Origin of the sequence: Kothea flammea, from assembly GCF_052161645.1 — a bacterium.
Taxonomy (GTDB): domain Bacteria; phylum Planctomycetota; class Planctomycetia; order Pirellulales; family Pirellulaceae; genus Laterigemmans.
The window spans coordinates 3627809-3652595 of sequence record NZ_CP197414.1; the positions used below are offsets into that span (position 1 = coordinate 3627809).

31 protein-coding genes, 1 tRNA gene and 1 pseudogene are annotated in these 24787 nt (G+C 51.8%); 9 read left to right on the top strand and 24 right to left on the bottom strand.

What is annotated here, in order from left to right:
• Positions 1–458: 458 nt before the first annotated feature.
• The 6 genes from SH139x_RS13650 to pdxR form a co-directional block, all read right to left on the bottom strand.
• Entirely contained in the window at positions 459–1307 is an 849-nt protein-coding gene (locus tag SH139x_RS13650; RefSeq protein ID WP_488355747.1) for an IS3 family transposase, read from the bottom strand.
• 14 nt (positions 1308–1321) lie between these two features.
• Positions 1322–1621 carry a transposase gene (locus SH139x_RS13655; RefSeq protein WP_488355748.1) on the bottom strand — a complete coding sequence of 100 codons (300 nt, stop codon included), beginning with the start codon at positions 1619–1621 and terminating at the stop codon, positions 1322–1324.
• Between the two features lie 38 nt (positions 1622–1659).
• Positions 1660–2304, bottom strand: coding sequence for a hypothetical protein (locus tag SH139x_RS13660; protein WP_488355749.1), 645 nt, complete (start codon positions 2302–2304; stop codon positions 1660–1662).
• Between the two features lie 325 nt (positions 2305–2629).
• A complete protein-coding gene (locus SH139x_RS13665) occupies positions 2630–3337 on the bottom strand; it encodes an FkbM family methyltransferase (protein WP_488355750.1) in 708 nt (235 codons plus the stop codon).
• 14 nt (positions 3338–3351) lie between these two features.
• Positions 3352–4647 (bottom strand): alpha-mannosyltransferase, encoded by a 1296-nt coding sequence (locus SH139x_RS13670; RefSeq protein ID WP_488355751.1) that lies wholly within the window; start codon positions 4645–4647, stop codon positions 3352–3354.
• 76 nt (positions 4648–4723) lie between these two features.
• The gene (gene pdxR, locus SH139x_RS13675) at positions 4724–6229 is read right to left on the bottom strand and encodes a MocR-like pyridoxine biosynthesis transcription factor PdxR (protein WP_488355752.1); all 1506 of its coding nucleotides are present in this window, start codon (positions 6227–6229) and stop codon (positions 4724–4726) included.
• Between the two features lie 116 nt (positions 6230–6345).
• On the opposite strand from pdxR, the gene SH139x_RS13680 reads away from it, so the two are divergent.
• The 6 genes from SH139x_RS13680 (at position 6346) to SH139x_RS13705 (ending at position 11014) form a co-directional block, all read left to right on the top strand.
• Positions 6346–7071, top strand: a complete 726-nt coding sequence (locus SH139x_RS13680; RefSeq protein WP_488355753.1) for a GNAT family N-acetyltransferase — start codon at positions 6346–6348, stop codon at positions 7069–7071.
• A 70-nt stretch (positions 7072–7141) separates the two neighbouring features.
• Entirely contained in the window at positions 7142–7951 is an 810-nt protein-coding gene (locus SH139x_RS13685; protein ID WP_488355754.1) for a PhzF family phenazine biosynthesis protein, read from the top strand.
• A gap of 216 nt (positions 7952–8167) precedes the next feature.
• A complete protein-coding gene (locus tag SH139x_RS13690; RefSeq protein ID WP_488355755.1) occupies positions 8168–9304 on the top strand; it encodes a trans-sulfuration enzyme family protein in 1137 nt (378 codons plus the stop codon).
• 11 nt (positions 9305–9315) lie between these two features.
• A complete protein-coding gene (locus SH139x_RS13695) occupies positions 9316–9483 on the top strand; it encodes a hypothetical protein (RefSeq protein WP_488355756.1) in 168 nt (55 codons plus the stop codon).
• A 69-nt stretch (positions 9484–9552) separates the two neighbouring features.
• Positions 9553–10221: an SGNH/GDSL hydrolase family protein gene (locus SH139x_RS13700; protein ID WP_488355757.1), complete on the top strand. Its 669-nt coding sequence runs from the start codon at positions 9553–9555 to the stop codon at positions 10219–10221.
• A 304-nt stretch (positions 10222–10525) separates the two neighbouring features.
• On the top strand, positions 10526–11014 hold the full coding sequence (locus SH139x_RS13705; RefSeq protein ID WP_488355758.1) for a GNAT family N-acetyltransferase: 489 nt from the start codon (positions 10526–10528) through the stop codon (positions 11012–11014).
• Between the two features lie 361 nt (positions 11015–11375).
• Here SH139x_RS13705 and SH139x_RS13710 read toward each other — a convergent pair whose 3' ends face one another.
• On the bottom strand, positions 11376–11771 hold the full coding sequence (locus SH139x_RS13710) for a rhodanese-like domain-containing protein (protein WP_488356018.1): 396 nt from the start codon (positions 11769–11771) through the stop codon (positions 11376–11378).
• Positions 11772–11903: 132 nt separating this feature from the next.
• Here SH139x_RS13710 and ftrA point away from each other — a divergent pair, with 132 nt between their 5' ends.
• The gene (gene ftrA, locus SH139x_RS13715; RefSeq protein ID WP_488355759.1) at positions 11904–12869 is read left to right on the top strand and encodes a transcriptional regulator FtrA; all 966 of its coding nucleotides are present in this window, start codon (positions 11904–11906) and stop codon (positions 12867–12869) included.
• A gap of 220 nt (positions 12870–13089) precedes the next feature.
• Positions 13090–13179 (top strand) — tRNA-Ala (locus tag SH139x_RS13720).
• A 1-nt stretch (position 13180) separates the two neighbouring features.
• Here the strand turns inward: SH139x_RS13720 and SH139x_RS13725 are convergent.
• From SH139x_RS13725 to SH139x_RS13765, 9 genes and pseudogenes are all read right to left on the bottom strand, one after another.
• Entirely contained in the window at positions 13181–13705 is a 525-nt protein-coding gene (locus SH139x_RS13725) for a GNAT family N-acetyltransferase (protein ID WP_488355760.1), read from the bottom strand.
• A 170-nt stretch (positions 13706–13875) separates the two neighbouring features.
• Positions 13876–14349 carry a DinB family protein gene (locus SH139x_RS13730; RefSeq protein WP_488355761.1) on the bottom strand — a complete coding sequence of 158 codons (474 nt, stop codon included), beginning with the start codon at positions 14347–14349 and terminating at the stop codon, positions 13876–13878.
• Between the two features lie 91 nt (positions 14350–14440).
• Positions 14441–14803: an antibiotic biosynthesis monooxygenase family protein gene (locus SH139x_RS13735; protein ID WP_488355762.1), complete on the bottom strand. Its 363-nt coding sequence runs from the start codon at positions 14801–14803 to the stop codon at positions 14441–14443.
• Positions 14804–14844: 41 nt separating this feature from the next.
• Positions 14845–15522 (bottom strand): pyridoxamine 5'-phosphate oxidase family protein, encoded by a 678-nt coding sequence (locus SH139x_RS13740; RefSeq protein ID WP_488355763.1) that lies wholly within the window; start codon positions 15520–15522, stop codon positions 14845–14847.
• Between the two features lie 64 nt (positions 15523–15586).
• On the bottom strand, positions 15587–15958 hold the full coding sequence (locus tag SH139x_RS13745) for a cupin domain-containing protein (RefSeq protein ID WP_488355764.1): 372 nt from the start codon (positions 15956–15958) through the stop codon (positions 15587–15589).
• A pseudogene (locus SH139x_RS13750) lies at positions 15952–16311 on the bottom strand (GNAT family N-acetyltransferase); the annotation flags it as partial. The gene SH139x_RS13745 and the pseudogene SH139x_RS13750, both read right to left, overlap by 7 nt.
• 25 nt (positions 16312–16336) lie before the next feature.
• Positions 16337–17461 carry an ISAs1 family transposase gene (locus tag SH139x_RS13755; RefSeq protein ID WP_488355765.1) on the bottom strand — a complete coding sequence of 375 codons (1125 nt, stop codon included), beginning with the start codon at positions 17459–17461 and terminating at the stop codon, positions 16337–16339.
• A gap of 81 nt (positions 17462–17542) precedes the next feature.
• On the bottom strand, positions 17543–17788 hold the full coding sequence (locus SH139x_RS13760) for a hypothetical protein (RefSeq protein ID WP_488355766.1): 246 nt from the start codon (positions 17786–17788) through the stop codon (positions 17543–17545).
• Entirely contained in the window at positions 17785–18390 is a 606-nt protein-coding gene (locus SH139x_RS13765; protein WP_488355767.1) for a helix-turn-helix domain-containing protein, read from the bottom strand. The genes SH139x_RS13760 and SH139x_RS13765 overlap by 4 nt, the downstream gene beginning before the upstream one ends.
• 288 nt (positions 18391–18678) lie before the next feature.
• Here SH139x_RS13765 and SH139x_RS13770 point away from each other — a divergent pair, with 288 nt between their 5' ends.
• Complete coding sequence (locus SH139x_RS13770) at positions 18679–19107, top strand: VOC family protein (RefSeq protein ID WP_488355768.1); 429 nt, start codon at positions 18679–18681, stop codon at positions 19105–19107.
• A gap of 48 nt (positions 19108–19155) precedes the next feature.
• On the opposite strand, the gene SH139x_RS13775 is transcribed toward SH139x_RS13770, so the two are convergent.
• From SH139x_RS13775 to SH139x_RS13810, 8 genes are all read right to left on the bottom strand, one after another.
• Positions 19156–19518, bottom strand: a complete 363-nt coding sequence (locus SH139x_RS13775) for a hypothetical protein (protein WP_488355769.1) — start codon at positions 19516–19518, stop codon at positions 19156–19158.
• A 923-nt stretch (positions 19519–20441) separates the two neighbouring features.
• Entirely contained in the window at positions 20442–21437 is a 996-nt protein-coding gene (locus SH139x_RS13780; RefSeq protein WP_488355770.1) for a YifB family Mg chelatase-like AAA ATPase, read from the bottom strand.
• Positions 21391–21633, bottom strand: a complete 243-nt coding sequence (locus SH139x_RS13785; protein WP_488355771.1) for a hypothetical protein — start codon at positions 21631–21633, stop codon at positions 21391–21393. Before SH139x_RS13785 ends, SH139x_RS13780 begins: the two co-directional genes overlap by 47 nt.
• A 20-nt stretch (positions 21634–21653) precedes the next feature.
• The gene (locus tag SH139x_RS13790) at positions 21654–22418 is read right to left on the bottom strand and encodes an aminotransferase class I/II-fold pyridoxal phosphate-dependent enzyme (protein WP_488355772.1); all 765 of its coding nucleotides are present in this window, start codon (positions 22416–22418) and stop codon (positions 21654–21656) included.
• A gap of 58 nt (positions 22419–22476) precedes the next feature.
• The gene (locus SH139x_RS13795; protein ID WP_488355773.1) at positions 22477–23136 is read right to left on the bottom strand and encodes a DUF6079 family protein; all 660 of its coding nucleotides are present in this window, start codon (positions 23134–23136) and stop codon (positions 22477–22479) included.
• A gap of 2 nt (positions 23137–23138) precedes the next feature.
• A complete protein-coding gene (locus SH139x_RS13800) occupies positions 23139–23750 on the bottom strand; it encodes a DUF1788 domain-containing protein (protein ID WP_488355774.1) in 612 nt (203 codons plus the stop codon).
• A 12-nt stretch (positions 23751–23762) separates the two neighbouring features.
• A complete protein-coding gene (locus SH139x_RS13805; RefSeq protein ID WP_488355775.1) occupies positions 23763–24365 on the bottom strand; it encodes a DUF1819 family protein in 603 nt (200 codons plus the stop codon).
• Between the two features lie 59 nt (positions 24366–24424).
• On the bottom strand, positions 24425–24646 hold the full coding sequence (locus tag SH139x_RS13810; protein ID WP_488355776.1) for a MerR family transcriptional regulator: 222 nt from the start codon (positions 24644–24646) through the stop codon (positions 24425–24427).
• Between the last annotated feature and the right edge of the window lie 141 nt (positions 24647–24787).

The following is a 24787-nucleotide window of genomic DNA, read 5'->3' on the forward strand; positions in this document are numbered from 1 at the left end:
TGGGTCAGGCCTGAATGCCGCGTGGTTAAGCATTGGTCCACTGCATGTATAGGGCTACCGTCTATGCCAGCGCTGCAGGCAGTGATAGCAAAATCGAGCCAGCAATTTTCACGCCATTGAAACTTACAAACACGACCAAGCTCCGCTCTGATGAACTGTACGTCTAAACCCAGTTCACCAAAACAGGAGCCCAGTCGTGCGATCAAATTCTAACCGATCACTGGCCCAAGTTGCAGCCAGTCTTCAGGACGAACCGGAGCAATCGCTAATCTTTGAGCGGTTCCTACCGGCCGCTGAAGTCATTTAAGTCTGCCATGATCTTGGGTACGCATTCCGCGATCGAATTTACAGTCCCGTGATCACTCTTTGGATGTTTCTTGGGCAGACGCTTTCGCCGGACCATTCCTGCCGAGATGCAGTGTGTTGAGGTGGCCCATGCTTGACGGGCGCGCTAACCCTTAAGCGTTTTGAATGAGCTCGAAGCGGTTTGGTGATTGATAGTCTATTGATGAGTGTCGACGAATCGAGTTGATGTAATTGATGTATTCCTGGATTTCTGCGAGTGCTTCTTTGAATGATTCATACGGTCGTATTTCCAATTCATTTTTGATGGTTCCGAAACACGATTCCATAAAGGCGTTGTCGTAACAATCAGCAGCGCGACTCATGCTCTGTTTCATTCGAGCTCTCTCGAGTAACTTGCGGTACTCTTTGGCCGCGTACTGTCCGCCACGATCAGTGTGGTGAATCAGTCCTGGCGCGGGTTGGCGTTGCTTGATCGCTTGCTTCAAGGCTGTAATAACGAGAGGTGCTTCCATATTCAAATCGAGCGACCAGCCAACGATTTTCCGCGAAAATAAGTCCATTAAGACCGCAAGGTAAGCGAACTTGTTTTGCACCCCGATGTACGTGATGTCTCCAGCCCAGACCTGGTTGACCTCCGTAACCGCAACTCCTTCGAGCAGGAGATTCTCGTTGTACCCAAGTGTGTGTTTGCTCTCCGTTGTCCTCGGTTTGAATGACTTGGGCTGGATTGCGAAAAGTCCCATTTGCACCATGTTTTTACGGACTTTCAGGCGACTGCAGGAAATACCCTGCGATTGAATTTCAATAGCGATCCGCCGCGCGATATAGCGTCGTTTGTGTTGAAAAAAAATGTCTTTAATCAAAGGTTGCAGCTCGTTGTCTTGTCGCTGATAGAGGTTTGGCGATGCGTTCTTCCAGTCGTAAAATGCACTTCGCGATACTTCCAAAACTTCGCAGAGATGAGCCACTTCAAATCCTTCTTGCGACAGTTTACAAATCACCGGGTAGATTTCGGCTACTCTTGCTGGCTTAAAATGCCCAACGCTTTTTTTAAAATGTCGCGTTCGCGTTGAGTACGCCGCAATTCCTCCCGCAGCTCACGGACTTCGCCGTCGAGCGATTCGGCAACTGGTCCCCCTCCAGCCACTTGCTCAGCTTTCCAACGGTAAACGAGGTTCTTATTTCCAATGCCCAGATTCTCAGATACCGAGCTGGCCGTGTAACCATCCAAGAGCATTTGAACGGCTTGCTGCTTGAACTCCGGCGTGAAAGTACGGCGAGTCGGCTTGACTGTCTTGCGCTGCTTTTTGGCCATCTTAGCACTCCTAGGTTTTGGCTTCCGGGCCTTCAATCTTAAAGGTTAGCGCGCCCGTCAAGCATGGGCCACCTCACCTCCTCTCTTGCCCGAATCTCAAGAACACGTTTGTTATTTTTCTCAGCATGTTGAACCCAAGCCAGCTTGCCCTTCCCCCAGTCAATAATAAGTTTGCCTTTTAGAGTAGATAACCGGTTCGTTAAAGCAGTTTCATACTTGTCCAATGTATTGGGAGGATCGAACTCTCCAGGCGCCTGAGGCTTTGGGTTTGGCTGAGATATTTGGTAGCTGCGCCGAGTCTTCCAAATCCCCGCAAATACGTTCTCATCGAAAGCGTTTACTACGAACGCAGCCCAGAAACTTCGTTTAAATCGATTCCGCTGCTTCACCGATTGCACTGATTGGTAATCTTCGAACCTTTCCGGCGCATCCCGCCAAAGCTCGTAGGGACTGCAACCTTTTGAGGCGTTGGTATCTTTGTGGCGAAGCAAGAGAACGCTTGAAGGGTCCAGGTTTGCTGCGGCGAGCATGGCATTGAGGCCCAGGATTCTATGTTCATTATCTTCGACGGACAGCAGGTCACTCGCTTCCACTGCGCGTTCAAAAGTTTTGCATGATGTGTCGTCTTTTCTGGCCATCAAACTGCTATTCATGAAGGACTGATTGGAAGTTTCTTGGGTCATCTAAACAGACTCTATGATCGCTTACTCTTGCAATGAGCTTTCGCATTTGGGGCAATGCCTGTTGGACAAGCCCAAGCTGGTGCCGTCTATACGCGTTCAGTAGGCAAATATCAGTTGCCCCAGTGAAAATCAACTCTGCACAAAGCTCTAGGCTTGGGCCATTTTGCTGGAGTTGAGAGTATACAGGTGCGATTCCTGTTGTACTACGCTTGAGCGAGGATTGCATGCGATTCACCGTCGACTTGCTTTTATCCGGAAACCTCGTTCGCTTTACGTCTTCGGATCCCAAGTCGGCTTCCGCGTTGTGCGAGCGTTCTCCGCGTCGTTAAAGGACGGCTCTCCTATGAGCCAAGAACAAGCCTACATCGTGCGGTTCGTTGGGATCGATGTGGCATTCATGTGTTGGAGCCAGAGATACCTCCAAGATCCCGTTCGAGGATCGGCTGTGCCATTCGCCTCGGATCCAGCCGACTTGGCTTAGCACGCCGAGGCGCTCGAGTTCCGGCAGGATTACGTACTCGGCTCCTTCGCAGTCGAGTTTGAGTAGGTCGACTTGCGGGATTCCGAAGGCGGTGAGTGCGTCCCAGAGTTCGGCGGTGGTGATCGCCGGGACTTCGACTCCGAAATCCCCGGGCCGCTCTTCTAAGTCAGCCCACAGGCTCGGAACATACTCGCCGACTCGGCTGTGGGAAACGGATGATGATAAGAGCGTGGTTCCGGACGTCTCGGTGACGGCTGCGTTGATGAGCTGAAGCCGGTCGCTGGCGATGTGAGCGGTGTTTTTCTGGAGTAACGCAAAGCTCTCGGGATGCGGTTCCACTGCCACGATCTTCGCCGCTGGCCAGTGCTGATGACAAAGAACCGTGAAGCTGCCGACGTGGGCTCCGATGTCCACGATCGTGCGGACTTCATGCTGGCGTAAGGCCGCGATCTGGTACTCGTCTTGAAAGACCGCGTTGGCGTGCTGGATACTGGCCGGCTCGATGTGGAAGTCGCGGCCGAACGCCTTGTAGCAAACAGCGAATGGTTCCATGGTTGCCTCCGTGGTTATGCGGTGAGAATCGTAAGCTCGATGGGCATGTGCTCGTGTTCCAGCCAGTGGCCGCGCCAGATGCCATCAGGGCCGCGGCGCAGGTGACAGGTCGGGCGATCAAGCCTAGAAATCGTGAGCACAGGTTGGCCGTCGACCTCGTTCACGTGCCACACGCGTTCGCACTCCGCCGCTCCTTCGCCAATCACGCGACTGGATTCGAAGCCAATCGTTCGTTGGTCATGGCCCACGCGATCGTACTTTGCTCGCTTGCCGGTCAGCTCTTCGATGACTCGTTGTTCATCGGGTGTTGGCTCGTCGTTTTGCCACAAGGTGCCCGACCAGCGTCTGGCTAGCTCGGCGACAAAGTCGAAGCATAGTTGTTCGTTCGCCAGCGTCTCATTGAATCGATTGCCACCGAATCGCCATTTGTCTTGGCAGCGATGCTGGAAAATAATCTGGCCCCGGAAGTCGAACTGCACGATCGTATGCTGATTCCAGCCCGGGCCGGCGGCGGGCATCGCGTACTGGCTGCCAACTTTACGCCAGCCCAAATGGAAACACTCCTTGTCACCGTACACATGCTGGAAGGTAAAATCGGAGTGCTCGGCGTACCAGAGGGACGTTTGCAGTTCAGCGGCGCAGCGGCGTTTATCGATCAAGTATTGCCCCGACTCGAAGGCTCGCTCATGCATGGCAACTTCCGGCTCGGCCATGTCGGGCATCCCGAAAATCTCCCACACGTCGGCCTTCAGTGTCCAACAGGCATAGTCGGGCCAGAAGATGGCACCATGCTTTGCCAGTTCAGGAGAGTCAAATAAGTAACTCGGGTCGGCAACCACGCCGTTATCAGCATCAAGAAACAACACTTGCGCGAACGGGGAGTGCAATGTGGAATAAAGCTTCAGCTCCCAGCCACAAAGAATACGAGCGGGATGTTCGTGTTCAAGCTGCCGCGCGTCGACACACTGAACATCGTAACCGGCCAGCAGCCGTTTCATATAAGGATCGATTTCGCCGTCGCCCAAGTACCAAAGCTGGATCGGCAGCGTGCAGCCGAAATGCCGCAACAGCCGCACGTTTACCCAGACGCTGGGAAAGTACTTGAGGCCACCACCGGCGATGACGATGCCGCGGTCAATTGGATAAGTCCGGCGCGATGGTTTTAAGTCGTTTACAAAGCGGTCTGCCAATCGCTGGTGCGCTTCGATGACGTTTGCCCACGTTGCCCAGCCACTGGGCCAAGGTCCCGGCGGACAAGTTTCGATCAGCTCAATCATCTGATCGACGGGCAACTGGGGAGTGGCTTCCATGCAGCGGTTGATAGCGGTTCAATTACCTGCCGAACCGTGGCCGTATTCGTCAAAGCCAACAGATTAGGTTCAGCGTCTACCAGATCGCGATTCGACGAATAGCGGCCTCGATTTCTTTGGGCGTGCCACAGCCAAAACCAAAGACCAGTCCATTGTGCTCGGAAGAATTCGTCAGCGAATCAATCGAGATCGCTTGGATGTGGATGCCGAGTTTTGCGAAACGACGTGTGAGCGTGATGTCACGATGTTGGGTCAGAATCTTCGCTGCGCGGTGAAGCCCAGCTTCGGCACCGATGAGCTCCAATTTTGCTGACAAGTGCCGGTCGATTGCGTTGACAAGCGCTGCATGTCGCTGCTGGTGGACCTTTCGCATGCGGCGCATGTGCCGCTCAAGGTGACCTTCCTCAATAAAGTCGTGGACAACCTGTTGCATAAGTAAAGACGGCGCCCGGCCGACGATCTTGAAGGCCGTTTCGTAGGCAGCAGCCAGCGAACTGGGCACGATGACATATCCTATGCCAAGCGAAGGGAACAGGAGCTTGCTGAGACTTCCCATGTAGAAAGTCCGTTGATTTCGATCGAGCCCCTGGAGCGATGGGATCGGTGGCTGCGAGTAGCTATAAACACTGTCATAGTCGTCTTCGATGATCGCCGCGTTGTGCTGCTGTGCCCAGTCGAGCAACTCGATCCGGCGTTCGATCGACATCGTAACGCCCATCGGGAATTGATGTGAAGGCGTGACGTAAACGGCCTTTGCGTTTCCGGCGGTGGCGTTGCACGACTTGATGGAAGCACCGTTGGCATCGACTGGTAGTGGAATCAAATTCACTCCGTTGGACTGAAACGCTGCTCGAGCACGCCAGTATCCAGGATCTTCAAACAGGACAGAATCACCGGGATCGAGGATAAGCCTGATGGTCAGCTCGATCGCCTGTTGAGTACCGGCAGTAATGAATACCTGCTCAGGATTGCAGCGTACACCGCGAAATGTCTTGGTGTACTCGCAGATAGCAACTCGCAAGGGCATCCAACCCGATGCCGACTGGTATTTGAGATGCGAGCTTGACATGCTACGTCCGCGATCGCGGCAGATTTTTGTCCAGATATCAAGCGGGAATTCGTCAAGTGCGGGGATACCAAGTGAAAACAATGCTGGTTGATCGAGGTACGAAGGGCGAATTCCTTCTTCGATTGTCGCCATTCGTTGCCCTCGACTGGAAAGTCCTACCAACGCAGTTTGTGGAGCAGACTTTACGGACCGGAGAATATTTGCGTCGGAATCAACACAAGAAAATTGCGACATCTTGTGGTCGTCCGGCAATTCACCACGGACGAACGTCCCGCTTCCGACACGCGACGCCAGGTACCCCTCTGCCAGCAACTGATCGTAGGCATTCACGATCGTCATTCGCGAAACGTTGAGCTGCTCTGCAAGGCTTCGAGTCGCGGGTAGCGTGGTTCCTCGCTTCAGTTTTCCCGAAAGGATCGCTTCACGAACGCCTTCGTAAATCTGGCGGTGCAACGGTTCATTCCGCCGCCGATCCAGACGAAGTACTCCAGCCCCTAAAATTGCCTTGTCCATAATTGGTCTACTCACATTTTACAAAACCGGATATTGCAGAGAGCCAATTATCTGCGACGATTGGTCCAGTGCAATGCCGATCGACAGCAATCTCTTACGCAGAACGACAAAATGCGATGACCATTGAAATCAATAACTTGGGGCAGCCGATTGGCAGTGTCGTCGCTGATTGGGTTCAACCGCTACCTCCACCGCGCGAGGCAATCGAGGGACGGTATTGTCGGCTTGAGCCGCTGGATGTGGCAGCTCATGCCCCAAAGCTGTTTGCCGCCAATCAACAGGACAAACAGGGAATCAATTGGACCTATCTGCCGTACGGACCGTTCGAAAGCTTCGACAATTATCGCCAGTGGATGGAAGCAACCTGCTTTGGCAATGATCCACTATTCCTTGCTATCCGCAACCTGGTTACCGACGAAGTCACAGGGCTGGCCAGCTATTTGCGAATCGATCCCAAAAACGGTTCGATCGAAGTTGGACATTTGAATTACTCGCCGAAACTGCAAAAGAGCGTCGCGGCCACGGAGGCGATGTATCTAATGATGCGACAGGCGTTCGAACTAGGCTACCGACGTTATGAATGGAAGTGTAACGCGCTCAACGCACCATCACGAGTTGCAGCCGAGCGACTCGGTCTGCAATTTGAAGGTGTGTTCCGTCAACACATGGTCGTCAAAGGTCGCAATCGCGACTCAGCATGGTACTCCGTAATCGATTCAGAATGGCCACAACTTCGGCAAGCCTTTGAAACCTGGCTGTCCCAGGATAACTTCGACGAGTCAGGTCGGCAGCGAACGCGACTGTCGGACTTGACTGCACCGATTCTGACACGGAAACGATAATTTTCGACAGAACTTGTCATCCGTTTTCAGTGTCCTTCAACCACAACTTTCCCAAGCTCAATGGCTTAACATGAAAACCAGCATTGTTGATTCATTTACTGATGTCCCGTTCAACGGAAATCCGGCAGGCGTTTGCCAGGTGGACACGGAACTTTCTGATCGAGCCATGTTGTTGATCGCACGGGAGCTTGGACTTTCCGAGACTGCGTTTGTCAGGCCAATCGGTGACGCCGAGTATTCGATCCGCTACTTCTCTCCCAAGATTGAGATCCCACTGTGCGGACATGCAACACTGGCCGCGGCTAAGATCGTTTTCTCTGGTACTGCTCTGAGCGAAATCTGCTTTGTGACTCAACAACAGTTGAGCCTTCGGGTTTCTCGGCAGGGCGATGGGATTCGCATGAAATTCCCCGTCTATCAGACTCAGCTCGCTGATGCGCCGCCGCAGTTGCTGGACGCGCTGGGACTGGAGCGAGTTCTTGCGTCGGTGTTCAATCCCGAAACAAAAATCTTGATGTTGGAGATCGAATCAACCGAACTGCTGGCCAAACTTCAACCCGACTTTTCTGCCCTGTACGCTTCGCATGAAGGCATCAACGGTGTGTTGGTGACTGCTGCCTCTGTCAATGGATCATACGACTTTCATTCAAGATACTTCTGGCCGTGGAGTGGTACCAACGAAGATCCGGTCACCGGCGGCACTCACACCTTCCTCGCGCCGTATTGGGCACAGAAACTCGGCAAGTCGAAGCTGGCTTCGTTTCAAGCGTCTGCGCGAACTGGTTTCATGGAAGTCGAATTGCTGAGCGACCAGTGGCTGTCCATCACCGGTCAAGCAGTGATCGTGCTTTCCGGCCAGATCCGCTGTGAAATGGTTTGATCTCGGCGTGGTACGATGCCATAGCCCAAGAACGGCCAGCCCTTCAGCAAGCCTTCGAGAGAGCCTGAAAATTTCGACGAGTCGGGTCAGCAGCGAACGCGACTGTCTGAGTTGACTGCACCGATTCTGACACCAAAAGGATGGTTTTCGAACGAACTTGTCGTCCGATTTCCTTGTCCTTCAACTACAACTTCAACAAAGCCAATTGGTGCTTGTATGCAATGCTCAAATCTAGGCAAAGAGACAATCAGTGTTCATGCTGGCAAGCGGGCAGAAAGTGCGGGCGTTGTCAACGCGGTCGAACCGTCATCGGCGTTTCGATACATCGACGAAGACGATCAGCCCTACCCGCGGTACTTCAATACTCCGAACCAGCAGATTGTCATCGAGCAAATTTGCAAGCTTGAAGGTGCCGCCGCAGGGCTGGTGTTTGCGTCCGGCATGGCCGCGATCAGCACGACGCTGCTTTCCGTTTTGAAGCGTGGCGATCATGTAGTCCTGCAAGACGCATTGTACGGCGGCACGCATTTGCTGGTGCTGAAGGAGTTTGAGCAGGCCGGCATCGCCTACACGTTTGCTCGGACTGACACGCGTTCGTTGGTTGCTGCGATTCAACCGACTACGAAAGCCATCTACATCGAGACTCCATCCAATCCGCTGCTCGATATCGTCGATCTGAAATCCGCGGCGAATGAAGGACGATCACGCGGTATCACCACGATCGTTGACAATACCTTTGCCACACCGATCAATCAGAACCCAATCGATCTTGGAGTCGATGTCGTGCTGCACAGCGGCACAAAGTATCTCGGAGGCCACAGTGACCTGTGTTTCGGAGCCGTTGTAGGTTGCGAGGAAACGGTCGAACTCATTCGTCAGAAAGCTGTCCTTTTTGGCGGCAGCATCAACGCCCTGACGTGCTATTTGATCGAACGCAGTATCAAGACGCTTTCGATTCGGGTGGAGAAGCAAAATGAAAACGCGATGCAGCTTGCCAGCTATCTCGATCAGCATCCGAGAGTGGAGCGAGTGTTCTATCCCGGATTGGCGTCTCACCCAGATCACGAAATCGCTCGACAGCAAATGAGTGGGTTTGGCGGCATGCTTTCTTTTCGTTTGACGAACGACATCTCGCCGATAGGCTTTCTTCGATCGCTACAGCTCATCTCGCCTGCATTGAGTCTCGGCGGGGTCGAATCGACGGCTACCATTCCGGCGTTCACGTCGCACAAAGCCATGCCAGCATCTGACCGATCAAAACTGGGCCTCACAGAACAACTCATTCGATTGTCCGTTGGAATCGAGACTGCTCAGGATCTGATCGCGGACCTCGAACTAGCCTTGAAGGGATGATTCAACGGCCCATGAAGCTTCCCTCTATTGCGATCATCGGCGAGTATTCAGCTGATTTTGCCCCTTCGGCAGGAATTTCAGCCGGTATCGATATGAGCCTGCACATCGTCCGCCGATTCTTGGGCCAGACTCGCGCCTTGAAAGTGGCAACCTACATGGAATACAAATGGAGTGAATAGAGGCGGTTCTTACCCACCGAGTCAACCAAGACAATGACGACGGTCATATCACCAAGAAAACTAAACTAAATGGATCAAATACTCGTTTATGGTGACTCGCTCAGTTGGGGAATCATTCCCGGCACGAGAGAGCGCTTGCCATTTCCCAAACGCTGGCCGGGCGTTCTTGAAGTTGAACTTCAAAGACGAGCATTGCGAGTTCGCATCATCGAAGACTGCCTCAACGGTCGCCGTACCGTCCTTGATGATGCGGTGAAACCGGGCCGAGATGGGCTCATTGGTCTTGAGCAACGGATCGAAGTCAACTCGCCGCTGGCGCTCGTCATCGTCATGCTGGGTGTCAATGACTTTCAATCAGGACACTGTTTTACTGCAGGTGATACGGCACAAGGCCTTGGGAAGTTGGTCGACACAATTCGACGGGCTCCGCTTGAACCCGGTATGCACGTGCCCAGTGTGCTGCTGGTCGCTCCTCCGCAATTACAAGTATCGAGAGGTCCTCTTGCGGCAAAGTTCGTGAATGCCCAGGCCAAGTCTGTTGGATTAACTAGCGCCATACGCGATGTCGCATTGGAGATTGGATGCGAATTCTTCGATGCAGGTTCCGTCACTTCCACCAGCGTTGTCGATGGAGTCCACCTCGACGAATCTCAACACCACACCTTAGGAATCGCTCTTGCCGATGTCGTCGCTCGGATCGATCTAGGTTGTCACCATTCAATCAATGGACTCCGCTGATGTCAAACGCCCCTTTCAACGAATTCAACGGTCCTGGCGGACGCTTCATTAGCGTTGATTCGGGGCGTATAGCAGAATGTATGGGTGAATGGCGGGCCAAAAGAATGAATGGCCGGAGTGATCCCGATTCAAGAGCAATTGTTATCTCCAGTCGTTGACCCGGTATCGAAACGCGAGATCGCTGCTCAAGAATATTTGGAAACATTTCGTAATCACATGAATAGACTTAAATAGAATTAGGCTTTTCGAATGAAATGCCAAGAAGGCTCTTTTGCAACACTGAAAAAAGGTGCAGGTCAATGCAATGGAATATCTGATTGAGGAACATGCAGAGAATATTTCAGATTTCGAAATAAATAAACTTCTAACCAACGCTTATGTGGGCGGTGGGTTCACGACACCAGAACGGGCGGCCATAATCTTCGTCTCATCTGCTGTGAGAAGACGTGGGAAAATGATCGTTGCGCGTACAGCAGATGGCGTTTTCGTCGGAATGGTGATTGCTGTCCGGCCCGATGCTCCGGCTCGACGAATGGCCGAACCGGATGAAGCGGAGATCCATTTGTTGGCCGTTGACACACTGTACCGTGGCAATGGGCTTGGAAGGGTATTGATGTCGAAAGCGCTTGAAACAATCCGCGATATGGGCTTCAACAAAGCGGTACTTTGGACTCAACCGCAAATGATCCCAGCCCATCGACTTTACGAGTCTATGGGATTCGTCCGGGCTCATTGGCGTGATCCAGTTTTTGATGGAATCTACTTCTTTGCCTATCAAATAGAATGTAGTTGAAATGCAGAATCAGCACAGTTCAAGTCATTGCTTTTCTTGACAAATGCTGAAACCCGGCAGACAGGACCGTAATCGGACTAGTTACAGATTCTCTACTCAAGTTGCACCGTCCTGAGTTACTGGCAATTAGAGCATTGCTTGCGAAATCGAGTCGGAAACCTCGCTAGTGCGGCTTCGGCCACATCATTTGAAGTCATAACTTCGATGATGTCTGCGATGGGCTAGGTGCGTCAGCGGCGCTTTGTCGCCAATTCTATTGTCGCATGTCTTCCAACTCGCCTGCTCGAACATGGCGTGTTGGCGGCAGATTTCTTCAAGTTGACTAAGATCTGACTGGACCACAAATCGAATATCAACGTCATTAGCAAGTGACAAGTTCAAACCCCTCGTCTTTCCAACCTTCGATGCCTCCGATCATTTCCTTGACTGGTAGTCCCAAGAGTGCGATCTTGATTGCTGCTTTGTTTGCGCCGTTGCAGTGAGGTCCCGCACAATACACGACAAAAATACCATCTGTTGGCAATTGAGGCAGCGTCTCGGTGCGAATCTGTGAATGCGGCAGATGAATGGCTGAGGGTAAATGACCAGACTTAAAAAGACTTTCCGATCGTACGTCGAGCAGAACAAAATTCGCGACGTCGTTTGCAAGCGAATGATGCACATCCCAACAGTCCGTTTCTAACGTCAGTCTCGCCTGGAAATGAACTGCTGCGGCTTGCGGCGTGGCTGCTTGAATGGCAGTTACCTGCGATTTAATTTTCATTGCAATTACTCTCCCAATAAAAGTGTGTGCGTAGCGTCCGCCAAGGGCGACTAACTGAGACGATTTTCGCAACAAAACAGGCTGAATTCGAGTGGCAGCAATGACATGTTTCGATAAAATACTGCCATGTTGCCTAAAAACCTAAATGTTGTTGCCGTAGGCTATGATCGGCTCGCCTTTTTCGAGTTTGGCATTGCCGTTGAGGTGTTTGGGTTGCCTCGTCCCGAGATTGACGCTTGGTATCATTTTCAGACCTGCAGGGTGGAATCAGGGCCGATCAGAACATTGGCAGGAATGTCTTTGCAAATCACCAAAGGTCTAAGGACTCTGGACTGCGCAGGAACTATCATCATTCCAGGTTGGCGGAATATAGATGAGATTCCGCCTGAAAATTTCCTCCGTTCGCTTAGGCGTGCCCACGAAAGAGGCGCACGAATCGTGTCGTTATGTTCTGGGGCTTTTGTTTTGGCGGCTGCTGGACTGCTGAATGGCCGGTCTGCGACAACACACTGGCGGTATACGGAACGACTTCAAAGTGACTACCCAGAAATACAAGTCGATCGTAAGGTTTTATACATTGATGCTGGAAACATTTTGACTGCTGCTGGCAGTGCTGCCGGGATTGATTTGTGCCTGCATTTAGTCCGACGAGACTTCGGTGCTAAGATCGCTAATGTTGTGGCTCGGCGATTGGTGGTTTCTCCCCATCGCGATGGTGGCCAGGCCCAATTTATCGATCGACCAATTACGCGCTGCGAAGATAGTCAAATTGGGTCATTGCTTCAGTGGCTCTTGGTGCATCTAGCAGAAGAACATTCTGTCAAGTCGATGGCGAAGCGTGCCTGTATGAGCGAGCGCACATTTGCTCGTCGCTTTCGAGATCAAACCGGTACGACACCTGTACAATGGCTGGCGTTTGAACGAATAAAGGTGGCACAGCAGTTATTAGAAACAAGTTCACTGAGCGTTGACCAGATTGCTACTCGATCAGGCTTCACCTCGGCACAATTGCTTCGAATTCACTTCCGCAGAGCCACTGGGCGAAACCCCAACGCCTATCGATCATCGTTTCGACCCAAGCAGATAAATTGATTTTATGATTCCTGTCTCAACCACCTTGTTCGATGATCGCGTGGTCCAACTGCTAAGACTCCTGCATGACACGCCGGACGACCACCTCTGCGGGTCAGTGCCCGAGGTTCGATTCCTTCCGCGATCACTGATGGGAATGGTTTGTAAGTGTTCCGGGAGCACGCGTTCTTGGTAAGAACGAAGATCGAGTTCGATTCTCGAACGAGCCTCTATATGAAATGGGGTCATGGTCCAGCGGGAAGACATCGCCATGGCATGGCGAACAGTGTTTACCCTGCGGGAGCGGCTCGTTTGAATCTCGGTGACTCCACTCAAAAACTTGGAAGGTCTGTAGGTGGTTGGTTGCTGCTGTCGATTTCCGCATGCCCCAGTTGTTTTTCCATTTCAAACCGTTGAAGCAAATGTCCACTAATTTCAACCGTTTCTTTTCGAATCATCCGAAATCCGACAGCAGTGAAAGCCGGTTGAGCCATAAGACTTGCGTGTACCCAAAGCCTTGGTTCGCCGGTTTGCATGGCCAGATGTTCGATTGCTTGATAAAGGCCTCGGAACATACCAGTCCCTTGTGCTGACGGTCGAATGTAAGCGAAATCAATGTAGCCATTCTCAGCAAGACTCATGAATCCGTTTATCTGCCCATAAACTTCTGCTGCGAAAATCGACTGGGAGTTCAATCGCTCGATCCAAGCGGATCCTGAACGACGGTGAGGAACCCACGCTTGCCGTTGCTCTTCGGAATAATGGCTACGACCATGCCGAACTGCGTCGAACATGACATCGGCGATAGCGCCATAATCGTCGACCACAGCTCGCCGTATTGCAAATTGTGTTGTCATTTTTTGATCAGCATCTCCTTGAACCTAAATCAGTGTGTGGTAGCTCTTGGCCGGCAGTCCAATGCTCTCACAGATTTAACGGATGGATCGGTACCCCAGTTTGATTTTCGAACGAACCTCCTTATGGAAGGTAGCCGGATACGGTTCGCGCCTTCGGGTTTATGGCGTGATTATGTCGCATTTGTCTTTAATGTGCGATCAGCAATTTTGGCGAGGTGGTGTTTCATGTGATCCAGGTAGTCCGTCACGAGATATCCAAGCGTGCGTGTTTCGTACGGTGTAATGGTGCACGGCGTCGATAAGCTGGACTCTTGAATATTGCGAATGAGCGTTGCAATCAGCCGATTATAATGATACCAAAGTTCCACCAACGAGCCCCAATTGGCTTTTTGATAATTGGCAGCGGCGATCCATTCGTTTTGTTCATATTTCGGGAACACCAATTCAGAGAAGTGCTGAGCGCGAACAAATCTTTGGTGATTGTTACAGGCAGAATCCACAAGATGGCCGACTACTTCTGAGATCGACCAACGATCCAGAGCGGGCTTTGCACGAACCGACGTCGCATCGAGTTCGTGGAGTTTAGAGCGCCAGGATTCAATCAGCGATTCAATTTCCGAAGCAGTATCAATTGGCGTAGGCATTCGTCAATATTCTCCAGCGTTTACGATATGACTTACTAAAGTTCTTTGCTTTGACTATCAGCGGACACTGGTTCTCGCCAATCCGGCGATCTCATCGCTGATCAACTATTGACTCGCTATCGTTACCGGCAGATTTGTTTTTTGCGAAACCAAAGTCTCGTTCCACGACAGCGATTCTGGTTTTAAAGGCGCTGTACCAATCACTTCGCCCTTTGTTTCTCGCGACCGTATGCTGAACGTGCTCGCGCCATTTCTGAATCGACGAAAGGTCGCGCCAGTAAGAAACCGTGATTCCGATTTCTTCTCGGGCGCTTTCAATCCCTAGAAATCCATCCTGTTCGCTCGCTAGCCTGACCATCAGCTCGGCCATTTCCTGATAGCCGTTATCACCAGCGGTACGTGAACTTGTAAATATTACGGCGTAGTAGGGTGGACTGGGTGTGTCTGCGATCATGAAAATCTTTCATTAGTTCGTTCATGGCTCAAGATACGACATCAACCATTTCGATTGCGTCGAAACTCGTCGATATAATCGGGAATCGCGATCTCGCGAAGTGACAATGGATCACTGACGGGCGTCAGCATTTGCTCCTGAAGCGGAACGACTCCTGCCCAAACATCGAGCTGGTAGTCATCTTTATCATCGATCGGTCCGCCTGTTCGAATTTTGGCAGACGCCGATTCAATTTGGACGGAGCAGAGCAAGGAGGCTTTGGCTTCCTGCTCGTTCGGCTGTCGAGCTTCGTCCCAACGGCCAGGCATCACCTTGTCTGCGATGGCCTGAAAAGCACGTGTTCGAGACGCCGGATCGGTAATGACTTCGCCAAAACCAAACGCGACGGCGGAACGATAGTTCAGCGAATGATGAAAAAGGGATCGAGCAAGTACCAACCCATCAACCATCGCGACCGAAAGGCAAATCGGAGCGCCGGACGCGAGCAGCATCATCAGTCGGCTGGTTGTCGCTCCGTGAAGAATGATCCGGTCGTCCAGCCTTGCATGAAACATAGGAATAATGGTCGGACCCGTTTCAGAAGCGAACCCGACATGGCAAAACCACGCCTGATCGAATAGGCGGTGTACCGTTTCCACGTCATAGTCCGCTCTTTTGGGCACTCGCCGGACTGTGTTCCGCTGAGTTCTTTCATATGAAGTCTTATTCGCGTTGCTCATGAATTACTCTGGTCAAGAAAGTCGGTTACAGAACTACGATGCGAGATCTGGAGCCATCTGATTGTCATTGTCGTAGCCACACATCGTTTGGAGCGGTCAGGTCACCACATACATCGCCAGTGTTGACGACGCCGCGTGGCTCGATCACCAACACATGGCACTCTTCATCCGCAGATGGCTTGTGCTGGATTCCGCGTGGCACCACGAATAAATCACCCGCCGCCAATTCGACGGTTGTCTCCGGTAGTTCGATTTTCAATCGTCCCATCAGCACGATAAACGCCTCGTCTGTTTCTGCATGTTCATGCCAGACAAACTCACCTTGGACTTTGACTAATTTGAACTGATAGTCGTTGAGCTCGGCGATCACTTTCGGCGACCATTGATCCTGGAATTGGCTCAGTTTCTCAAGGAAGTTGATTGGGGTATTCAGCATGCTCTTGTATCCACATGCGAGTCAGTGTTCGATTCAATCAAACTGCGGTAGTAACACGTTGTGCTGCACGGAGAGCCATTGGGCATGAGCGCGTAGTTGGGAATGTCCCCCACTCGGACCCAGTCGAGACGTTCATAGAGCCGAGCGGCATCTCCGTCTGTTACAGCATCCAATACGAGCAGTGTTTTTCCACATTCGCGAGCCATCGATTCTGCAGCCTGCATCAGGTTGGATCCCAGCCCTCGTCGTCTTGCGCGGCGATGGACTAACATCTTCACTAGATCGGCCCGATGTGGCTGGTTCTCGGGAAGATCGAGTATCAGTTGGACTGTCCCGCAGATTCCAAGTTCGTCCCAGGGCAATCGCACGTTAAAATCCCTAAAAACACTGGATAATTTGCTCCATTGCGGTGTTATCCCAAGCGCACCGCTTACGTTTGCCGCGGATTGAGTCTTTTATGATAGTGTCCTTTTGCAATATGTTCAGTGCAAGGCGTCGAAATACAGAAGAAATTTCGGGTCCATTTCCCTTGCGGATCCGGCTCGCATCTTCTGAAAATGTTACATCGAGTGTGTAGTGCTGCGAGTTTTCTACCCCCCAGTGATCGCGAAGGCGGGCACTTAGGTCCCTTACTTTCGGAGGCCTACTACTGATGAATGTAGTCAGGCTCTCCTCGTAGTTGCCATTAACTTCGCGACTACGGAAGATAATTCCGATCGATTTGAGGCCTGCCCAACGTGAGAACTCCTTGGAGTCGTGTGGTACGGGCATTACGATGACTTCCCGGAACTCCTTACGGCCTCGATTGATCTCGGTTTTGCGATGTTTTCGCGTTTTTGAGACCTCATTATCAAGCTCATCAACGATGGCCTCATGCAAGGCGTCTTGTAGGCTCGGTTGGTTACCCTTCACGACGATAACGTAGTCAGCTTCCTTCTCGATAATGGCTTCTACCGTTGCTGTTTGGCAATGCATGGCGTCGGCAGTGACGACCGCACCTTTCAAGTCCAGCATGCCGATAAGTTCCTGGGCAGCGGGGATTTCATTGGATTTGTCTGCTACCGATTTGAGTCCGATACACATCTTGAGTCCGCAGACCCAGGCTGAAATCGAGTGCAGCGCGGACTCGCCATGAGTTCGATCATGCGACCCGCGTAAAGTCTTTCCGTCGATCGCGATAGTTTTGCCTTCGAGAGAGCCCGAGATGTCGTTCGCCCAACTTTGCAAAGCTGCGTAAAACTCAACCGTTTCAAGCCGTGAGAAGACGCGACCAAACGTGTCATGAGAGGGGATGCCATTCTCAAAAGGGAAGTACTTCCGAAGCCATTCGATTTTAGTTTTGCCATACCGCTCTACGTCGGCCCAGCCATCTGCGTCCGAAATGCAAGCACAAAGCGTTACGAAGATCATTTCGATCAAAAGGTAGTTGGCTCCTCGATTGACGCGTGGATCGGTAACATTTTCAAAGTGTTGGACAGTTTTACAAACAAACCGGTTGGCCAAGATTCGAACTCCGTCGCGAGAGGCTGAAGATGTTGCAATGCCCCAACCTGGGGCTTGATTTCGAGCCTGCCTCTGCAATGATTAGGCCAAGGTCATCAACGTGCGATTGCCCTGAAGTTCGTCCCTAGCGACTAGCAAAGCCCGCTTGCCCGCTGCCACTCCTTGTGCAACGCGAGTCCAGAATTCGACGGCTCGGTCGCGAGTGAAGGGAAAGACGAAGCCGACTGAAGCTCCGCCCTCGACGCAATCCAAAAGCACGTCGCACAGACCTTGAACGTGCTCGTCGGAGAGCTCCGCTAAGCGTTCGATGAGGTGATGATTCATCATGCTTTTCTCCTGGAACTGACTTCCGTCACTGATGCAACCAGATAACGTGCAGGCTTGCGTGTCGGATTCTCAAAGACATTGACTCCCTCGATCTTCAAAGCCAAGCAGTCTCCCGCCTTGAGGCGATGACAGTGATTTTCGTAAGTGATTTCGATGGTGCCCTCGAGCATAAAGAATTGATGATAGATCGCCACATCTCGTCCGTGGCTCTCGAAGACAACGCGGGCTTTCGCCGGGAACTCGATCTCCACGAGCTGCATCGGTTGGAGCACATTCGTTGGCGATAGATTTCTTCGGACGTACCCCGTCTCTGGATCACGCCACTCCGATTGACAAGCTCTCCGCTGTATGGGTTCACTCGCCACTTCGCTCTCATTAACAACTTCGAACAACGTGGCCAACGTCACGTTCAGGCCGACAGCAAGTCTTTCAAGAATCACCGCAGTAGGACTGCATTCCGCACGCTCTATAAGCGACAACATCGAGCGACTGACCCCGGTTTTGGTTGCTAAAGCATCCAGGGACAATCCCGCCGCCGCACGTAACCGCCGGACCTGATTCGAAATTCGCTGATTTATATCGTCTTTTGTATCCATCATCATGGACATAATTGTCCATGCTCGGATCGCTTTGTCAAGACATCCGCCTGAATACGCTCTAAAAAACGTAGCCGGCCTTTCCCTGGCAGGAATCCCATTGGCCCAACTTAATGGGCTACAATGACACCTTCATTTACGGGCGTATACGCCTAAGCATTACTAGCTCGTCGACAATGCAATGAGGGATAAACGTCTTGACTGAGGGGCACAATCGGCAGCAGTCTCGCGATAGCAATCTATCAAAGCATTATCAAAGTGGATCGGAGCGTGCATGTGGAATGGTGATGTGCAATGAACGTGAACACGACCATGCGAGTAGCGCGACCGACAGTCAGCATCGAAACCCTACTTCGGTTCTACCGTGATGGGCTCGGTCTCGCAGTGATAGGCTCATTCCAAGACCACGAGGGATTTGACGGCTTCATGCTTGGAATGCCTGGATCGTCATATCACTTGGAATTTACTTGCAAGCGCGGACACAATCCCGGTCTCGCTCCAACGCAGGATAACCTGCTTGTTTTCTATCTGCCAGACAACACCGAATGGCAAGCGGCGGTCGATCGGATGGTCGCACATGGCTATGAGCCCACGGCGTCATTCAATCCCTACTGGGATATTTCAGGCCGGACATTTGAGGATACTTCTTTACGGTTTGCTCCTACCAACTTCGTTGCTCGAATCGGTTCAGGTTGCCAGCGCCTAATGGATGAACTCAGCTGATGTCAAACTCTCCTTTCAACGAATGCAATGGTCCTGGTGGACGCTTCATTAGCGTTGATTCGGAGCGTATAGCCAAGCTGCTGTGACGATGTCGGCTTCGGAATGCTCGCCTCCATGCTCAAGCCCCAGTGAACTGGCCGGAACTCGATCCAGCAAAAGTTCCACCGCAACCGCGTTGGCTAACTCGTCAATAAGGCAGATCGCGTCCAGTAGGTCAGCCGGCGTTTCACGATCGGCTTGAGTTATCTCGCGTATGACCGCTTGGCAATCGATCGAATCGGGTGACTCGATGCGTATGGACCGACTTGCAAAGAAGTCGGTGTAAGGTTGGAGCAATTCGAATAATCGCTTGGGAGCGATCGATTCCAAAACGCCAGGGCGCGATAGACGCGGAAGTCGAACAGAGGTCATGGTGTCTGCCTAGAAAAAGTTACAAACGCATAGCAATCCTTCATTGATAAAACGTCAATCGATCCAACCGGCTGACGAGAAAAAGCGATTGGCAGTGGTTGGTCTATTCGGCATCCACCGAGTGTTATTCCTGATTTGGGCATCCCATCCATCAGTCCATGACCGTTGTCCTTCGTGATTCCATCCAGACCAAACCACTGCCAATCGCGAACGCTATCATTCGCATGCGATTGACACGTTTGGTCACAACGAAATAGAAATTTCAAGAAATGTATTCTCGATTCGAGGGAGCTTAGGAATCGTCGGTCTAACGCAGATTGTAAAGACCGAGTTCCACACCACGAACGGGCCTAAAGCAATCAGGATTGTTCTTTAAGTAAGAATCCAGTTGTTCGTCGGGTGACCATTCGCCCTCAAGGTGTAACCAGTTGATCATAAACGAGTTTCGCTCTGCGTATGGATGCGGTGCCTTGGCAACCCCGATGGCTAAGCACAATCGACTTCGTAAATCCTGCTTACATAGTTTCGCATATCCTTCCAGCAGACTCAGGGGCTCCACTTTATCACGTCCTTCGAGCGGGAGAAAAAGAAAAGCACAATCGAGATACTGTTGGTACATGCGAGATGGAGTGCACCTTGCCCCTGATTCTGCTTTGTCCATGGCCCAGAGGAGGCGACGTTTGAATTCTCGCATGACATTGCGTTTCATTTTCGCAAGCACCAACAATATCTTGTGGTACTGGAGAGCTTCTGCGCGATAGATGTCGCACGGTTATCGAACACCCAAACGGGCTTTTTGCATTTTGGACATTGAATGCGTCTTCCCTCTTGATCGATTCGAAACTTAAGTGACTGCTCGCAGTATGAGCAAATAAAGATCTTAGAAGTGTCATCCGAATTCATTTTTGTAGCTTCCGAACCAATTACCGCTGGAGAATTCCGGCCGCAACGAACTTTGCCGCCTCTTCGACGTGTTGTGAATCTATTAGCTCTCCGCCATCCAAGTCGGCAATTGTACGTGCCACCTTCGCTAGACGGTCGCATGTTCGAGTTGATACTGCAGCTCTCTCAATGGCTTGGCGATATGATTTTTCGCCTTCCGGCGACATTCGACAGTATTCCGGAATCTGTCCGCCGGGAATTGCAGAGTTACTGGAAATACCCATTCCCTGAAATCTGGCGATTTGTAAGTTTCTTGCCTTTTCAACACGCGATCTGATCTGAGCAGACTCACCTTCATTTACCTCGGCGAACCGCTCATCATGCGTTAATGGCTTGAGAAAAACCTGCAAGTCCATTCGGTCCAAAAACGGACCGCTTAGTTTCTTTTGATACTTCTCGATAACCTTTGCATCGCAACGACAACGCGGATCACCGGCATAACCACAGGGACAAGGATTCATCGCAGCGACAAGGCAAAACCTGGCGGGGAACTCAAGGGATGCGGCAACTCGCGTGATATTCACATAGCCATTTTCTAAAGGTTGTCGCAGTGCCTCGAGCGTATTCTTTGCAAACTCGGGAACTTCATCTAGGAAGAGGATGCCATGATGCGCGAGAGTGACTTCACCGGGCTTAGGAATACCGCTGCCTCCTCCAACCAGTGATTGCATAGAAGCGGAGTGGTGAACAGGCCTAAATGGACGACTCGTGACCGCCATGCCATCATCGCCAAGTAATCCCAAAGCGGAATAGATCCGCGTTAGCTCCACTTTTTCCCCATCAGTTAACCTCGGAAGAATTCCAGCCATAGCACTAGCGATGAGAGATTTTCCTTCACCTGGGGGGCCAACCAAGAGGAGATTATGTCCACCAGCAGCACTAATGACCGAGGCTCGCTTAGCGTCATGCTGCCCGCGAATCTTGCCGAAGTCAGCCCTCACCAAAGCTGCGTGGCGCGGCGGATACGCCGTCCCCATGATTGTCCAAGACGGTAACTTCTCGAGGCAGGCTTTTGGCTTGATATTTCCCTAAACCGAAAGGCACTGGTTTTCCAATGCGTTTGGCGATCTGAATGAGTCTTTCTGGGGTCGTTAAGCCGTTTGTCTGCACATGGACAACGCCAAAGCGAGAAACTGTTGCGGCAGAAAGCTGATTAACAGTAATGGACTTCATGGGTAGGTTCCTTCATTGAGCTATGAGTTGAGGTCGACAAGTAGTTCGGCCAAGATGGCGATGTGTTCCAAAGAATGCGCCGCGGAAATGGAGACGCGGATCCCGCCTTCTCCACGGGCGATAGTCGGGTAGTAAACGGGGGTTGTGATGAAGCCATTGGCAAGCAGCTTGCCAGCAACATCAATGGCGATTTCGGGAGATGTGAATGGGACGAGACGAAACGCAATCTTCGATCCGTGCTGCTCGCAAAGGATCCCGTTCTTGATCAGGACGGAATCAAAAATGTCCAATCGTTCTTGCAGGTCCTGCTGCAGGCTATGCAGGGTCTCTGGCTCACCCAATATTCTCATCGCTGCCAAGATCGCGCCTTGGGCGGCGACATCAACATTGCAACTGAAGCGATCAGCGACAGAGGTTTGTAGCATTCGCTGAACGAATTCCTCTGATCCCACTGCAAATCCGCCGGCAGCCCCAAAAGCTTTCCCGAAGGATCCAGTGATCACGACTCGTTCTGAAATCCCTGGATCACAGAGACGTTCCATTGCTTCCCCTCGGCCGTTGTGACCGAGCATCCCAACCGAATGAGCGTCGTCGAGCCAGACGTGCCCATTGGGGTTTTTCTGGAGAAAGCAAATAATGGCGTCGAAGTCGGCGAAGCTCCCCATGGAATACAGACCATCGCCGACCAGCCAGACTGAACGTCCGCTTCCGGATGCGTATTCATGTGCAAGTCGAATTGAGTTTTTGCAAACGTGTAAATTCTTGGCATTTCCAATCGCGGACATAACCGTGGCGTGGGATCGTGGGTCGATCACAATGTGCCCTTCAGTCTTCAAGACACCATCAGCAACTGCTCGGTTTGCGCTTAGCGTTGTCGGATACTTCCTGGAACGCCTTGTCGATGTTGCTGCCGACGCGAAGCACGCGTTCGCGGCCGGTGGTCCATGGCATGCCGGCGTGTTTCTCGAAGGCATCGCGGAACTTGGACAGTAAGCCATCTTGGTCTAGCTGTCGTTCGAAGTTGGCAATGTAACCTTGTTTGCCATAGTAGCCGCAGTGCTCGTCGAACACTTTGACGAACACGGCGAGCAGGGCATCGACATCTTGTTTGCTGATCACGTCAGCTTTCTGGTCGATGTTGAAGAGGATGCTTTCCGATGGAATGGCGATTGCCTTATCGATCCGGCCAGCCAGCATGGCGTCGGTGCATTTGGCCCGAAACGCCTCATGGACGTCGATGCCATCGATCGCTCTGTTGGGCAACAGCAGCGAGATCATTTTCAACATGTGCGATTTACCGCAGCCAAACCAACCGGAGATCCAGACGCCATTAGCATTCTGGTAGTCGGTGTATGCTTCGAGAAAATCGTCGAACCGACGCTCGATCTCGTCGGTCAAAATGTATTCTTTGACTTCGGTCTTCAGCCCAACTTCGTCGTCAGCCTTGATGACGCCTTCGATTGGACGATCGATCTTGTCTTTAAACATGGTTCTAAGTTGCATGGCTACGCTTCTCGGTCGTACAGATTGAAGGCCCGGTAATATTTGTCATCACGCAAACGCCCAAACAGGTCGAGCGATGCTCCATCTTCAAGCGAGTGGGAATAATCGCCGGGAAAGAACATCACCAACGGTTGCTCCTTGGCGACGCTTTGCAGATTGTTCAGTACAGTGTGGGAGCGAATGTACGGGAACACCTCGCCAACACCGCAGAGGAAAGTTACGTCGAACTCTGTGCCGGCGATTTTTGAGGCGATTGCGGGAGCAAGCTTTGTTTGTGGATCGGTCAAACTTTGGAGTGCTTCTAGCAGTTCACGCTTATCGTGTTTTGCTTCGTTTTCGATCCAGAAGTCCCAATCACCAAGCTCGTCCATCAATTCCTTCGACAGATCGTATAAATCGATTTCCAGCACGCGAACACCTTTGTGCTTCAGCTTGCGAGCTAGTTGGCCTCGCAGCTTCTCCATCTCAATCGCTTCAGACGGGTCGTACGGGACGACGAAGAAGGGCACTTCGTTGCCGATACCTTCCATACGGAGAAACCGTTGACTGGCGATCACGTTGAGTAGGTGTTCGAATCGGTCAGCAATGGAGGCATTTCTAAGGTGTAGATTCATAAAGCTGGACTCCTATTCGGGGATTGCTGTGGGAAATAGGAGAAAATGCTCACTGGAATCTTCAAGCATGACCTGCGTCAATCTGCCAGAGAAGATCGGAGGAAGAATGACGCCCTCCGCAGAAAGCATTTCCGATTCTCGCAGCATCCGTAGCATCACGGTTTGCAGTTTGGTTCTCGTTGACGCTGCCAAATTCTCGAGCTCCTCGTGCCAAATCATCTTGTTCTCGATGAAGCGATCGACATCGTCTCGATCGATGGAGAGATCCAGTTGCAGGTACTTTGCCCTCAGCACTTCTCTCGCGAAGTCGGCCAACAATTGGTACCTCAGGCAACATGCCAGCCAAAGAATTAACTTTTGTTCCTGCCGACTCCCATCGGAAAATAATTGAATCTCAGGCTTGCTGAGCATTTCAAGTCGATTGCGGACCTCCCGAAGCTTTCGCGTTGCGGTACTTTCGGTTCGACTTTGAAGAAGGTTCCCGTCTTTTACCTTGCGGAGAGCTACTTTCCAGTCGAAGCATGCACGCAGAAGCTCCTCCGCCACCACGAGTGATTCGTGATAAAGCAGACCACCGGCGGTGAACGATAAGACGTAGTGCGTCGCGACCATCATTGGCTCAGGCAGTTGAGGGCGACGGAAATCATGACGGTGCCCCTCTGCGTTCAACTCCTTTATTTCGGTTTCTTCGGATTCGCCATTGCATCGCTACTGGGGCGTTGCGCGGATTCCAGCAACACATCCAGCTCTTCCTGCTTGAAGAGGCGATACCCGTTGACCGGATGCCGGTGCGCAACGATCTTCCCAGCGTTTTCCCAGTTTCTCAGCGTGTTTGGGGAGACGCCCAGATATTCCGCAGCTTCCGAGACCCGTAAAAATTCATTCAGCCTGTTCATGGCCGCTCTCCGACTCGACAAAGGTCCTGTCTGATTGCCAAACCTTACCAAGAGCTGGTAAGCTTGCCAATCGGGCCAACAGCAGCGAGGGCGATCTATTTGCCGGAGGTGCCGTCGGGCTCGACGTTTTGAAATTCGCAA

Bases quoted from the DNA above. Each gene is read 5' to 3' on its own strand.
- SH139x_RS13655 (WP_488355748.1), bottom strand. From the start codon at position 1,621: ATGGCCAAAAAGCAGCGCAAGACAGTCAAGCCGACTCGCCGTACTTTC.
- SH139x_RS13660 (WP_488355749.1), bottom strand. From the start codon at position 2,304: ATGACCCAAGAAACTTCCAATCAGTCCTTCATGAATAGCAGTTTGATG.
- SH139x_RS13665 (WP_488355750.1), bottom strand. From the start codon at position 3,337: ATGGAACCATTCGCTGTTTGCTACAAGGCGTTCGGCCGCGACTTCCAC.
- SH139x_RS13670 (WP_488355751.1), bottom strand. From the start codon at position 4,647: ATGGAAGCCACTCCCCAGTTGCCCGTCGATCAGATGATTGAGCTGATC.
- pdxR (WP_488355752.1), bottom strand. From the start codon at position 6,229: ATGGACAAGGCAATTTTAGGGGCTGGAGTACTTCGTCTGGATCGGCGG.
- SH139x_RS13680 (WP_488355753.1), top strand. From the start codon at position 6,346: ATGACCATTGAAATCAATAACTTGGGGCAGCCGATTGGCAGTGTCGTC.
- SH139x_RS13685 (WP_488355754.1), top strand. From the start codon at position 7,142: ATGAAAACCAGCATTGTTGATTCATTTACTGATGTCCCGTTCAACGGA.
- SH139x_RS13690 (WP_488355755.1), top strand. From the start codon at position 8,168: ATGCAATGCTCAAATCTAGGCAAAGAGACAATCAGTGTTCATGCTGGC.
- SH139x_RS13695 (WP_488355756.1), top strand. From the start codon at position 9,316: ATGAAGCTTCCCTCTATTGCGATCATCGGCGAGTATTCAGCTGATTTT.
- SH139x_RS13700 (WP_488355757.1), top strand. From the start codon at position 9,553: ATGGATCAAATACTCGTTTATGGTGACTCGCTCAGTTGGGGAATCATT.
- SH139x_RS13705 (WP_488355758.1), top strand. From the start codon at position 10,526: ATGGAATATCTGATTGAGGAACATGCAGAGAATATTTCAGATTTCGAA.
- ftrA (WP_488355759.1), top strand. From the start codon at position 11,904: ATGTTGCCTAAAAACCTAAATGTTGTTGCCGTAGGCTATGATCGGCTC.
- SH139x_RS13725 (WP_488355760.1), bottom strand. From the start codon at position 13,705: ATGACAACACAATTTGCAATACGGCGAGCTGTGGTCGACGATTATGGC.
- SH139x_RS13730 (WP_488355761.1), bottom strand. From the start codon at position 14,349: ATGCCTACGCCAATTGATACTGCTTCGGAAATTGAATCGCTGATTGAA.
- SH139x_RS13735 (WP_488355762.1), bottom strand. From the start codon at position 14,803: ATGATCGCAGACACACCCAGTCCACCCTACTACGCCGTAATATTTACA.
- SH139x_RS13740 (WP_488355763.1), bottom strand. From the start codon at position 15,522: ATGAGCAACGCGAATAAGACTTCATATGAAAGAACTCAGCGGAACACA.
- SH139x_RS13745 (WP_488355764.1), bottom strand. From the start codon at position 15,958: ATGCTGAATACCCCAATCAACTTCCTTGAGAAACTGAGCCAATTCCAG.
- SH139x_RS13760 (WP_488355766.1), bottom strand. From the start codon at position 17,788: ATGATGAATCATCACCTCATCGAACGCTTAGCGGAGCTCTCCGACGAG.
- SH139x_RS13765 (WP_488355767.1), bottom strand. From the start codon at position 18,390: ATGATGATGGATACAAAAGACGATATAAATCAGCGAATTTCGAATCAG.
- SH139x_RS13770 (WP_488355768.1), top strand. From the start codon at position 18,679: ATGAACGTGAACACGACCATGCGAGTAGCGCGACCGACAGTCAGCATC.
- SH139x_RS13775 (WP_488355769.1), bottom strand. From the start codon at position 19,518: ATGACCTCTGTTCGACTTCCGCGTCTATCGCGCCCTGGCGTTTTGGAA.
- SH139x_RS13780 (WP_488355770.1), bottom strand. From the start codon at position 21,437: ATGGGGACGGCGTATCCGCCGCGCCACGCAGCTTTGGTGAGGGCTGAC.
- SH139x_RS13785 (WP_488355771.1), bottom strand. From the start codon at position 21,633: ATGAAGTCCATTACTGTTAATCAGCTTTCTGCCGCAACAGTTTCTCGC.
- SH139x_RS13790 (WP_488355772.1), bottom strand. From the start codon at position 22,418: ATGTCCGCGATTGGAAATGCCAAGAATTTACACGTTTGCAAAAACTCA.
- SH139x_RS13795 (WP_488355773.1), bottom strand. From the start codon at position 23,136: ATGCAACTTAGAACCATGTTTAAAGACAAGATCGATCGTCCAATCGAA.
- SH139x_RS13800 (WP_488355774.1), bottom strand. From the start codon at position 23,750: ATGAATCTACACCTTAGAAATGCCTCCATTGCTGACCGATTCGAACAC.
- SH139x_RS13805 (WP_488355775.1), bottom strand. From the start codon at position 24,365: ATGATGGTCGCGACGCACTACGTCTTATCGTTCACCGCCGGTGGTCTG.
- SH139x_RS13810 (WP_488355776.1), bottom strand. From the start codon at position 24,646: ATGAACAGGCTGAATGAATTTTTACGGGTCTCGGAAGCTGCGGAATAT.